The 11,874-nt window shown below is 61.7% G+C and carries 12 protein-coding genes; 4 read left to right on the top strand and 8 right to left on the bottom strand.

What is annotated here, in order from left to right:
• Window positions 1-19 precede the first annotated feature (19 nt).
• Together H6X51_RS05120 and H6X51_RS05125 are read right to left on the bottom strand one after the other, a co-directional pair.
• The gene (locus tag H6X51_RS05120; protein WP_221627223.1) at window positions 20-577 is read right to left on the bottom strand and encodes a PadR family transcriptional regulator; all 558 of its coding nucleotides are present in this window, start codon (window positions 575-577) and stop codon (window positions 20-22) included.
• A gap of 112 nt (window positions 578-689) precedes the next feature.
• On the bottom strand, window positions 690-1,109 hold the full coding sequence (locus tag H6X51_RS05125) for a VOC family protein (RefSeq protein WP_185266439.1): 420 nt from the start codon (window positions 1,107-1,109) through the stop codon (window positions 690-692).
• Window positions 1,110-1,337: 228 nt separating this feature from the next.
• Here H6X51_RS05125 and H6X51_RS05130 point away from each other — a divergent pair, with 228 nt between their 5' ends.
• The 4 genes from H6X51_RS05130 to H6X51_RS05145 all read left to right on the top strand — a co-directional run bounded on the left by H6X51_RS05130 (window position 1,338) and on the right by H6X51_RS05145 (window position 4,635).
• Complete coding sequence (locus H6X51_RS05130; protein WP_185266440.1) at window positions 1,338-2,063, top strand: TorF family putative porin; 726 nt, start codon at window positions 1,338-1,340, stop codon at window positions 2,061-2,063.
• A 154-nt stretch (window positions 2,064-2,217) separates the two neighbouring features.
• Window positions 2,218-3,432, top strand: coding sequence for an EAL and HDOD domain-containing protein (locus H6X51_RS05135; RefSeq protein WP_221627224.1), 1,215 nt, complete (start codon window positions 2,218-2,220; stop codon window positions 3,430-3,432).
• Window positions 3,433-3,708: 276 nt separating this feature from the next.
• Window positions 3,709-3,882 carry a hypothetical protein gene (locus tag H6X51_RS05140; RefSeq protein WP_185266441.1) on the top strand — a complete coding sequence of 58 codons (174 nt, stop codon included), beginning with the start codon at window positions 3,709-3,711 and terminating at the stop codon, window positions 3,880-3,882.
• A 93-nt stretch (window positions 3,883-3,975) separates the two neighbouring features.
• Window positions 3,976-4,635: a MarC family NAAT transporter gene (locus tag H6X51_RS05145; protein WP_185266442.1), complete on the top strand. Its 660-nt coding sequence runs from the start codon at window positions 3,976-3,978 to the stop codon at window positions 4,633-4,635.
• 81 nt (window positions 4,636-4,716) lie between these two features.
• On the opposite strand, the gene H6X51_RS05150 is transcribed toward H6X51_RS05145, so the two are convergent.
• The 6 genes from H6X51_RS05150 to H6X51_RS05175 all read right to left on the bottom strand — a co-directional run bounded on the left by H6X51_RS05150 (window position 4,717) and on the right by H6X51_RS05175 (window position 11,874).
• The gene (locus H6X51_RS05150; RefSeq protein ID WP_185266443.1) at window positions 4,717-6,084 is read right to left on the bottom strand and encodes a class-II fumarase/aspartase family protein; all 1,368 of its coding nucleotides are present in this window, start codon (window positions 6,082-6,084) and stop codon (window positions 4,717-4,719) included.
• 25 nt (window positions 6,085-6,109) lie between these two features.
• A complete protein-coding gene (locus tag H6X51_RS05155) occupies window positions 6,110-6,928 on the bottom strand; it encodes an alpha/beta fold hydrolase (protein ID WP_185266444.1) in 819 nt (272 codons plus the stop codon).
• Between the two features lie 84 nt (window positions 6,929-7,012).
• Entirely contained in the window at window positions 7,013-7,966 is a 954-nt protein-coding gene (locus tag H6X51_RS05160) for a hypothetical protein (RefSeq protein ID WP_185266445.1), read from the bottom strand.
• A gap of 28 nt (window positions 7,967-7,994) precedes the next feature.
• Window positions 7,995-10,013: an ABC transporter ATP-binding protein gene (locus H6X51_RS20460; RefSeq protein WP_185266446.1), complete on the bottom strand. Its 2,019-nt coding sequence runs from the start codon at window positions 10,011-10,013 to the stop codon at window positions 7,995-7,997.
• Between the two features lies 1 nt (window position 10,014).
• The gene (locus tag H6X51_RS05170; RefSeq protein WP_221627225.1) at window positions 10,015-10,956 is read right to left on the bottom strand and encodes an ABC transporter permease; all 942 of its coding nucleotides are present in this window, start codon (window positions 10,954-10,956) and stop codon (window positions 10,015-10,017) included.
• Complete coding sequence (locus H6X51_RS05175) at window positions 10,957-11,874, bottom strand: ABC transporter permease (protein ID WP_185266447.1); 918 nt, start codon at window positions 11,872-11,874, stop codon at window positions 10,957-10,959.

Below are 11,874 nucleotides of genomic sequence, written 5' to 3' on the forward strand. Positions count from 1 at the left end.
TATCCTCGACTCGAAAGGGTTATGGGTTGTCCGATACCGCCAGGATGTCCGCAGCGGCGCGTTGCAATATCTCGATGATGCGCCGCTGCTGGGCGTGATCCGCATCGCTGCCGGCCAGCAGCGCGGCACGCAGCGACTTGCGTGCCTGGATGAACTCCGGCAGCCAGCCGGTGGCGGCGGCCGCCTGTGCCTCGCTTTCACCGGCCAGGCTCAGCCACTGCATCTTCTTCGCCGCGTGGCGCAGGGTCGCGATCAGCAGTTCGGCCTGCTGGTGGTGCGCCTGCAGGTATTCTCGCCCCGCCGCGGTAAGGCGATAGCTCTTGCGCTTGCCGCTCTGCTCCACCTCAGCCAGCCCCCGGGCCTGCAACTGGGCCAATGCCGGGTACAACACGCCCGGACTGGGGCTGTAGTAGCCCTGCGACAATTCACTCAGGCTCTTGATCAACTGGTAGCCATGGGCAGGCGCATCGCGCAGGCACCACAGCAGCTTGAGCTGCAGCTCCTCGGCATTGAACTTGCGCCCGCGGGTCAATTGACTACCGCGCTGCACCGCGCCTCCCGCATCGTCCTGTTTCACGCCATTACGGCCTCATGATTTAAAGATGCATCGTAAGATATATCTTTACCAAGAAAACGTCAATGAGAATCAATCTTGAAAAATAGCCTGATTATTCTTCGCACAGCGAAGTTTATGCCCCAGATCGCAACGACGGTTCAGCCCGGTAGATGCCATCATCGAACTCCAGCAGGCAGAAACCATGGCCGAACGGGTCCGAAAAGGTAATGCATTTCGAGCCCATCCATTGCACACAGCCACTTTCGCGCAAGGCACCGGCCCGCAGCACCCTTTCTGTCGCCGTGGCCAGATCCTCCACGACGAAATCCATGTGCACCGGCGTCCAGTGCCGGGTATAGCGCCGGCCCTCCACTGCATCCGGCGAGCTGGGCGAACCGGCCTCGTTCTGCAGCAGATAGATGATGCTGGAGGCGCCGAGCAGTTCGGCAACAACGCCGTCCAGGGTTCGGCTGTGCCGCAGACCGAGCGCCCGACAGTAGAAATCGATGGCGCTTGCCAGATCCGGGACATCGATATTGATCACGACTCTCATCGGCTGCTCCGCATTTCTCGCTATACCTGACACTCACTCTAGCAGCGACTTGCACCATTCCATCTCGTGCCCTGCACCATTGCGGTACATGCCGCCTCGCCAATAGCGCCCCAGGCCCCCTTCCCGCATGTCAGAAAACTTACAAGCCATTGAATAATAAGGAATAACAAAATATGGCAAGCAAAATGCTATGGGACTTCATGCCAACACAGACATGGAGTAGCAATGATGATGAAGAAACTCGCAGGCACAATCGCCACCATCAGTACCCTGGGTTTTGCCAACCTGGCGCATACCGAGGAGTTCGACACCGCCATCGGCACGCTGGATGCCAGCATGAACGTCACGCTGGCCACTGACTACATCTGGCGCGGCCAGTCCCAGACCGCCGGGGCCGGCGCCATCCAGGGCGGCCTGGACATCGGCCACGAGAGCGGGCTGTACATCGGTGCCTGGGCCTCGAACGTGGACTCGGATGCCTTCGACGGGGGCAGTATCGAGATCGATTACTATGCCGGCTTTGCCGGGGATATCACCGACGAGATCAGCTACGACCTGCAATGGGCCACCTACACCTACCCCAAAGGTGTCCGCGCCACCGATGAGATTCTGGCCAGCATCCACCTGTACGGCCTGACCCTGGGCGCCAAGTATGCCTACGAGTCGGACAGCGCCCTGTACACCTATATCGGCTACGGCTTCGCCCTGCCCGCCGATTTCAGCCTGGACCTGCACTTTGGCCGGACCGACACCAAGGACCCGCTGAATGAGCCCACCGATACCAAGGAAAAGTACAACGACTGGGCCGTCACCCTGGGCAAGACCTTCCTGGATATCGACTGGGCACTGGCCTACACCGATACCAACCTGAAAGGCAGCACCTGTGCCGACTGGTATGGCAAGAGTAGCTACTGTGACTCCAATGTCACCTTCTCGGCCTCCAAGTCGTTTTAAACAGCGATAGGCGCTTTCGGGCGCCTACCCCTCTCCAACCAGCCCATCAGACGCGTGTTCCCTCTCCCCCCATCCCGGCGCAGTAAAATAGATTAGACTTGGGCATGAGCAACGGTACAGCATAGCCCCAGAGCCACTGCAAAAGGATCGCCGTGTGTCCAGCAAAGCCAGCCCTGCTGAGAATTACTGCATTGCCCTGCAGCCCATCTGCAATGCGCAATGGCAGCATGTGGCCGACGAGATGCTTTACCGCAATAACCAGCAGAGCGACCACGCACAGATCCACTGTGGCCTGACCGCCACCGTACGTGCCTGCAATACCGCCTTCTATGAAATCGGCCTGGAAGCCCTGGTCGGGCAGCGTACGCTGTTCTTCAACGCGCCCCGTGACTGGCTGATGAGCCCGGAGCTGCTCCCGCCCCGCAGCGAGCAGATCGTTATCGAGGTACTGGAGTCGGTCACCGTCGACCAACCCATCATCCAGGCTCTGCGACAGCTGCGTGAACAGGGCTACCGGCTGGCGCTGGACGATTTCGTGCTGACCCCGCAGACCCGCCCGCTACTGGAGCTGGCCGACATCATCAAGGTGGACATGCTGCAGCCGCTGGATGAAGCCAGTATCGAGCTGTATCACCAGCATGACCTGCAGCTGCTGGCGGAGAAGGTCGAGGACATGGGCACCTTCGAACGCTGCCAGGCGCTCGGCTTCACGCTGTTCCAGGGTTACTTCTATGCCCGGCCGGAGGTGCATGCACTGTCCGCACGCCAGCGCGGCAGCAATCATGCCGCACAGTTGCAATTGCTCAATGCGTTGTACAACAAGAGCCCGGACTTCCAGCGGCTGGCCTATCTGCTGGTGCAGGACCCGGAACTGTGCGTAGCGCTGATCAGGCAGGCCAACTCCGCCGCCTATCGGCGCAGCAGGGCGATCTCCAGTATCCACCAGGCACTGGTCATGCTCGGCATGCAGCGCCTGCAGCAACTGGTCACCACCCTGATGCTGGCCCGCAACGGACCGGCCAGTCTGTTGATGCTGCCGCAACTGCTGACCCGCGCCGCCATGTGCGAAACCCTGGCCCGGCAATTCAGCAAGGCCGCCCCGGACGAAGCCTTCACCGTCGGCATCTTCTCACTCATGCACGTGATGCTGGGGGAAAGCTGCGAACAACTGCTCGATACCCTGCCCCTCAGCGAGCAGATCAAGCAGGCCGTGCTTCAGGGCGAGGGCGAACTGGGGCGCCTGCTGCGGTTGGTGATCGCCCATGAGCAGGGCCGGCTGGAACATATCTCCAGCGAACTGCTGGAGCAGCTCAACCGTATCTACCTGCGCTCGCACAGCTGGGCGACGGGACAATTGCAGGGGCTGTAGCCAGCCGTCGGCTTGATGTCAGCCATCCCGCGCCGGGTGCACCGGCACCGGCCCGCCCAGTTGCTGGCGCAGCGACGCTGGCTATCCCGTTAGGGGCTGGGCCAGTGCCGGCATCGTCCAGGCGGGCGGCAACGGGCCATGTCGATACCGCCCATCGGTAATAAACGCATCTACCTCATATGGACGAGGCCGGGTCTGGATCGAGAGCCTAATCTTCGAAGCAATTGGAGAAATCCGGCATGGTGCCAAATAACACCCGACAAGAAGGGGCCAACCATGAAAATGAAAAGATGGCCGTTCTGGCCAGTGTTTGCCATGGGCTCGCTGATTGCCCTGGTGGCAGCGGTGGAGGTCAACAGCGCAACTGGAAGCCAGATCGCGCAGTGCTCCGTCAGTTCGGCCATATGTGGCACGCCGACGGTCACCATCAACCGGCTGTTCATTCCCTGAGCATCGGCAATGCCTGCATAGGTGTCCCTTTCCTTCAGCAACTGAGGCTACAATCCGTCCCCGAACGGATACTCACTTGTTAAGGTAATACCCATGCAACTTGCCATAGCAGCCATCATCGCCCTGCTGCCGATCATCAATCCATTCAGCACTGCCCCCATGTTCCTCGCTATTACCGAGGGCGACACCGACGCCGAGCGCCAGGAGCAGGCCCGCAAGGCGGTGATCTACATGGTGTGCATCCTGGTGGCGTTTCTGGTGGGCGGTACCTTCATCATGAAGTTCTTCGGCCTGTCGCTGCCGGGCCTGCGGATCGCCGGCGGCATCCTGGTCGCAGGCGTGGGCATGCGCATGCTCTACCCCAAGGACAACGGCCTGCAGACCAAGGCCGAGCACCTGGAGTCCAAACGCAAGCGGGATGTCTCCTTCACGCCCCTGGCCATGCCCAGCCTGGCCGGCCCGGGAGCCATTTCGGTGACCATCGGCCTGACCTCCCTGGCCACCGGCTGGCTGGACTTCGTCTCCATCATCGTCGGCATTCTGGCAGTGGCGGCCATCGTCTACCTCACCCTGCGCCTGTCCACCCGACTGGTGAAGATCCTGGGCGTGAATGGCCTGCACGCCATGACCAAGATCATGGGCTTCCTGATCCTGTGCGTGGGCGTGCAATTCATCGTCAATGGCGTGATCGACGTGGCCTCCAGCCCCGAGCTGATCCGCGCCATCCTGCAGGTGCTGGAGGAGGCGCGTTGAACGACGTAGGCGCCATGACAGCCAGTCGAGACTACTCCTGCCCGCGCTTTTCAGGCTCCATGCTCAATCCGCTAAGGCTATTCAGATCGGCTGGCCAGCACTCAAGCCTTGGCTATGCTGCCGTATGCGTTTCGCTTCAGCACCAGCGCGCCGCGCGAGCGCCAACGCTATCCGGCTGCTGTCACCCAAGTGGCTTGCCGGGTCGAGTGCGGCCTGAATCTCGGCAGCGGGCATGATGCTGTCGACTACCGGGTTATCGGTCAGCACCTGTCCTATCGGGCGCTGGGTCCGGACAGCGGTGATGGTCGCTTCGTGCACCACGTCATGCGCCAGCTGTCGGCCCAGCCCGGCGCCGGCGAGTTTCATCATCACGTTCTCGCAGTTGATCAGTCCGCCGGACAGCTCCAGGTTGCTGCGCATGCGCACCGGATTCAAACGCAATTTGCCCAGCAGGGCTTCCAGCTCACAGAGCATGTCGTTGGCCAGCGGGCAGGCCGTATCCACTGCAGCATAGAGGACCTTGCTTGAGACTGCATCGCCCTCGTGGCTACTCTGGCAAGCATCCATAGCCAGAACGACCTGGGCACGCAGCTGCGCCGCCAGCGCGATGACATTGACTGATAACTTGGGATTGACCTTCTGCGGCATGGTGCTGCTGCCGACCACCGCCTCGCCCAGGTCCTCATAGACCTCGCCCACTTCTTCGGACATGAGCACGTACAGCTCCTGCGCTATCTTGCTGCAGGTTGCGGCGAGCAGACCGAGCAGCAGAACGTATTCAACAATATGGTCGCTGGCCGAACGGCTGGGCACCTCAAAGCGGTGCAGAGCAAGATGGCTCGCCAGACGCTGACTCAGAGCCTCACCCTGCATGCCGAAGGAATGCATCGCACCCACGGCACCTCCGAAGATGAGCGTGAATACGCGGGGTTCGGCGCTGCGCAAGCGTTCTTCATGGCGCAGCAGTTCGTCGATCCAGGCCGCCACCTTGAAACCGAAGGTGATGGGCAATGCATGCCGGCGCTGGGTTCTGCCGGCCATGACCATGTCCGCGCTGATTTCGGCCAACACTGCCAGGACATCGAGGCAGTCGGCCAGCCGGTTCAGCAATTGCTGGTGGGCTTGACGAATGAGCAGGATTTCAGCGGTCTGCATGACGTTCTGTGTGGTCGCCCCCCAGTGCACATAATCACCTGCGTTACCTTCGCAAGCGCGGGCCAGAAAGCGCACCAAAGAAACGATCGGCGCCCTTGTCTGTCGTATGTCCTGCTGCAGCGCTGCCTGATCGATACATTCGACCTTGCCCTTACGGGCGATCTCCCTGGCCGCCTCTACCGGGATCATGCCGAGCTCGGCCTGACTGTTGGCCAGCGCTACCTCAACATCCAGCCAGGCCTGGATCTTCGAGGCCATGCTGAACAGTTCGCTTGCCGGTTGCCCTGAACTCATGCTGCTATCTCCTGCCCCCTACCCGTCAGGCTGATGCCAGAAAGTCCGCCAAGACCGCGTTGAACCGGCGCGGATCCTCCAGATAGGGCGCGTGCCCCAACCCGGACAACGCAACGTGGCGCACATCGGGAATCAGATCCAGCAGCGGCTGAGCCTTGGCCAAAGGTGCCACCGTATCCTGGTCACAGGTGATCACCAGCGTCGGTGCCTGGATACGCGCCAGCTCCGGTTTTAGATCGGCAGTCTGAATCGCCCAGGCCGCGGCAGCGACACCCTCCAGTCGTGACTGGGCCGCAATGTCGGCGATGCGCTGAAATACCGCTGCCGCGGTTCCGGCTGGCAACATGCCCCTGGCCCTGCGTTCGCCATAGACTTCAGGCGGCTGGTTACGCAACTCATCAAGACGGCGCTTGTAGCGCTCGTCCGCCTCGCCGTTACGGTCCAGGGCATGGCCTGGGTGGGTGCAGGACAGCACCAGACGCTTAACCAGCGCTGGTTCCATAATCGCCACCTTCATCGCCACCAACCCGCCCATGGAGTGACCGGCCAGGGTGACCGGCACGTCGGTCACCTGCCTGATGAAAGCAATAGCGACGCGGGCCAGGTCGGTGAGGTCGTCGCCTGCGACATCCGAATCGACATAACCGGGGGCGTCCCAGGCGATCACCCGCCTGGTGGCCGAGAAAGTGTCCAGCTGCAGCTCCCAACTGCTAGCATTGCCGTTGATGCCGTGCAACAGCACCAGGGGTTCGCCTGCGCCACGCTCGAGATAGCTGATGCGGCCATGCTTGAGCATGGTGCTGGAGCGCGCCGTCGGGCTGCCGATCTTGTTCGCTTGATGCATGTATGACTTCCTTGCTGACTGTGTGCTACCGACCTGGGCACCAGGCCGGTTAACGATTCAACTTCGCCCCGATTTACCGTTGCGTTAGTTGGCCGAGAACAGGGCACGTTCCCGTTTGTCCGCCAACAGCAGGCGTGCCCCTGACGGCGCCATGCGCCGTGCATCGTGACCTACGTCGTAGACGGTCTCGACTTCCCAGTTGAATGCGGCGCCAAGTTCCTCGGCCTTGGCCCTGGAAGCGGCGTAGAAGTTCTTGCCACGCGCCAACCGATGCGGTCCCTGGGCCATTGCGACATCGGTGCGATTGAGGATGCGGTGATGGGGGTCGTCATCGGCTGTGCCCAGCATGATCACCAGACGGTGAGAGTAGGAACGCGCCAGACTCTGATCGTCGATACCGGTGTTCTGCAGGCCATAGCGCAGCGGCAGGCTGTCGTCGGGGAAGGTATAGTTACCGGCGTTGGCGGCCACCGCCGTACGGATACGCGCCTCAGGCCAGAGCATCACCATTCGGTGAACAAACTGGGCACCACCACCGTGGCCATAGATATCGTACTGCTCAGCTTCCAGGCCGAACTGCTGGCGCACCTGATCGAAGGCGCGCTCCAGCGCAGCGAAGGAGGACTGCTCGCGTGGAATCCGCTGCCCCCTGGAGGCATCCAGCGATGACGAGTCGCGGGTAACCCAATTGCCGGCCTGGTAGCCCCAGCCCGTTGGGAAGTTCTGTTCCGATATTTCCGGCGCCACCACCAGCACGTCATATTGCGCCGCGTAACGGCCCCAGATATCGCGGTATACCTCTGCGTCACGACGGCCGCCATGCATGACGATCACCACCGGCGTATCCGGGCGCATCTGCCGGGGCTGTGAATAGAAGATACGCATGGTCACCGGCTTGTCCGGTGTACCCGCCTCCACGTTGATGGAGCCGGCGCGATCGCCGAAACTCAGCGGAACATAAGGTGTATCTACCGAGACCGCCGAACAACCGGCAAGAAGAGAAAGGATACCGACGAACAACAAGACACGCATTTTCATGAAAAAGGTCCTCTGTATTATTGTTTGATCACGCTATGGGACGGTCGCTGGAGGGCTGCGCCTTCCAGCATCTGACCAGGCTGCTACCGATGATTTCCGGCGCCGGCGCACGCTCGCGGCACACCTGTTCGGCTATCGGGCAGCGCGGATTGAAGGCGCAGCCGGCAGGCCGATTCATCGGGTTGGGAAAGTCACCGGACAAGCCCAGGTCGGGCACTATCTCGCCCGGTGCGATACTCAGGGCCGAATCCATCAGGGCGCGGGTGTAGGGATGCCGCGGATTCAGCATCACGTCATCGCGATCGCCGCACTCGACGATTTCACCCAGGTACATCACCGCCACCCGGTCAGCCATGTGCTGGACCACGGAGAGGTTGTGGGTGACGAACAGATAGGTCAGATCCAGCTCATCACGCAGATCGAGGAGCAGATTGAGAATCTGCGCCTGCACCGACACGTCCAGCGCCGAAGTCGGCTCATCGCAGATCACCACCTCAGGCCGCATGATCAGCGCCCGACCAATTGCTGCACGCTGCCGCTGGCCGCCGGACAGCTGGTTCGGATAGCTGTTGAACACCCGACGCGGCAGGCCGACCAGCTCCATCATGCTGTAGGTCTTCGCCAATTGCTCCTGACGGCTGCCAAGCTTGTGCACCGCCAACGGTTTGCCGATGATCTCGCCAATGGTCTTGCGCGGATTCAGCGACGAATAGGGGTCCTGAAAAATCGGCTGGATCATCCGCGCCCGCTGCATCGCAGGCAGTGTCTCGATGCGCTGCCCATTAAGGACAACCGACCCGGTATCCGGCTGCTGCAAACCCATGATGGTACGGGTCAAGGTGGTCTTGCCGCAGCCGGACTCACCGACCAGCGCCAGCACCTCACCCTTATTGACCTGCAGGCTGATATCGTTCATCGCGCGCAGCGGTATGCGCTTGCCGAACATCCCTCGGCGTACCGAGAAAGTGCAACTGACCGAGTTCACCGACAGGATCGGCGTCTGACCCTGGCTCGGCGACACCAGCATGTCCTGGCTCAGGCCCGGTGCCGGGCTGGGCTGCCAGTCGCGGGTTTCCTGCGGGTCGTGGCAGACGTACATGCGCTGTGGGCTGATTTCCTGGCTAGGCGGCGTCTGCGTCCTGCAGGTGTCCACCGCACGTGGGCAGCGCGATGCAAAGGCGCACCCCTGAACGGTGCCGGTCATCGAGGGCACGATACCAGGGATGGAGCCGAGGCGTTTCAACGCACCATTGCGGTAGCCGGGCACACACTCGAGCAGCCCTTGGGTGTAGGGGTGGCGAGGGTTCAGCAGCACCTCTTCGGTGGTACCGGTCTCGACGATATCACCTGCGTACATCACGGCGATCTTGTCCGCTGCCCGTGACACCACACCCAGATCATGGGTGATGAGGATCATCGACATGCCCAGTTCCTGCTGCAGGTCACGGAGCAGGCGCAGGATCTGCGCCTGGATGGTCACGTCCAGCGCTGTGGTCGGCTCGTCGGCGATCAGCAGTTCGGGCTCGTTCATCAGCGCCATGGCGATCATCACGCGCTGACGCTGGCCACCGGAAAGTTCATGCGGATACTGTTTGAGTCGGCTGGCCGGGTCGGGCAGCCCGACCTTTTCCAGCAGATGAATGGCCCGCACCTCAGCCTCGGACTCCGAGACCTTGCGGTGCAACGTCATGGTTTCCTTCAGTTGCCGGCCGATGGTATACACCGGGTTCAGGCTGGTCATCGGCTCCTGGAAGATCATGCCGATGCGCTGCCCGCGTACCTGCACGGCAAAGTCATGCTCACTGGCCTGCATCAGGTCCGCACCATCGAAATTAATGCAGGCCGCAGAGCGCCGGGCGGCCGGTGGCAGCAGGCTCATCATGGCCAGCGCGGTCATGGATTTTCCCGAACCGGACTCACCGACAATACCAAGGGTTTCGCCGCGCTTGAGCTCCAGATCGACACCCCGGACCGCCTTGAGCGTGCTCGATTCGGTCGGAATCTCGACCGACAGATTGCGAATGTCCAACAGTGGCTGCGTGTTCATATCAGCTTCTCCGGTCCGTGACAGTGACGTCGCGCACGCCATCACCGAGCAAATTGACTGCAATCACCAGCATGAACAGCGCCAGGCCGGGCAGCACCACCAGCCAGGGCTGGAAGAACATCGAGGTCTTCCCCTCGGCGATCATCAGGCCCCAGGACGGCATCGGCGAGGGAATGCCCAGTCCGAGGAAGGACAGGGTCGCTTCGCTCAGAATCGCGATAGCCACTTCCAGGGTAAAGATCACCATGATCTGGTTGGACAAATTCGGCAGCACCTCGCGCACCGCCACCTGAAAGCGACTGCAGCCCATCGACCGCGCAGCAGCAACGAAGTCCATCTCGCGCAACCGCAGCGTCGCCGAGCGCGTCACCACCAGATAGAACACCCAGTGCGTGGCGCCGATCACGAAGATCACCACGGTGATCGATTGGCCGATCACAAATACCAGCGCCATGATCAGCAGCAGGCTGGGAATAGCCAGCTGGCAGGTCACCAGAAAGTTGACCGCCTGATCCAGCCAGCCGCCGAAGTAACCGGCCAGCAGGCCGAGTGTCACGCCGATGATGGCGCCCACGGTGGCCGCACCGATGCCGATGGCCAGGGAAATACGGGCGCCGTAGATGATCCGGCTCAGGTAGTCGCGGCCCAGGTGGTCGGTACCGAGCAGGTAACGCCACTCGCCGCCGTCGACCCAGGCCGGCGGCAGCAGGCGCATCGGCAGGTTCTGTACATAGGGGTCATGCGGCGCCAGCCAGGGTGCGAACAGCGCCAGGAAGACCATCAACAGAATGATGCCGAAACCGATCTTCAGCCCGGTGTGGCCACGTGCGCGCTTTAACGCCGCTTTTGCCGGGCTCAGGCCCAGACCGGTATCGACCTGTTCGCCGTCGGTCTGCGACTCGGCCACGAAACGCGGATTCTTTACTGTGTCAGTCGTCATCATTCACCCCATCCGGATCCGTGGGTCAAGCCAGGCGTTGATCAGATCAGCCGCCAGCGTGAGCAGTACAAAAGTCAGTACAAAGATCAGAATCAACGACTGCACTGTCGGAATATCCGAGTTGAAAATCGATTCCACGGCCAGGCGGCCGAGCCCATTCATACTGAACACCGACTCGGTCACCACCGACCCGCCCAGCTTATGGCCAAGCTGTACCGCGAGCACGCTGACCACCGGCAACAGCGCGTTGCGCAGCGCCTGGCGGAAGATCAGTTGATAGCCCATGAAGCCCTTGGCCCGGGCAGTGCGGATGTAGTCTGCGCCCAGCACTTCGAGCAGACCGGTACGGGTCAGGCGCATGACCGCCGGCACCGAGCTGGCGCCCAACACCAGGGCCGGCAACACGTAATGGCGCCAGGTCGCATCACCCGACACTGGGAAGATGGGGAACATCACCGCGAGCAGGATGATGACCATCAGGCCCAGCCAGAAATTGGGAATGGCCTGGGCCGAGACCGCCGTCGAGAGCGCGAACCGGTCCACCCAGCTATTAGGCTTGAGCGCCGCACCAATCCCCAGCGGCAGCGCGATCAGAATGGTCACCATCAGCGAGGACAGTGCCAGAATGATGGTCACCCCCGCATGCTCGCGGATCAGCTCGCCGACCGGCTGCTTCCAGAAGTAACTTTCACCGAAATCACCCTGGAACACGCCACCCAGCCAGGCCACATACTGCACCGACACCGGACGGTCGAAGCCGTACTCCTGGCGGATTTCCTCCACCATTTCCGGCGGGGCGTCCTCACCGGCGATCGTCTGTGCCGGATCGGTAGCGAAATAGAACAGCGCGAAGGTACCGAAGGACACCACCAGCGCTACCAGCAGAGCCAGCAGGCCCCTGCGAAGGATATAACTCGCCAT

The organism is Halopseudomonas xiamenensis (genome assembly GCF_014219065.1).
Classification (GTDB): domain Bacteria; phylum Pseudomonadota; class Gammaproteobacteria; order Pseudomonadales; family Pseudomonadaceae; genus Halopseudomonas; species Halopseudomonas xiamenensis.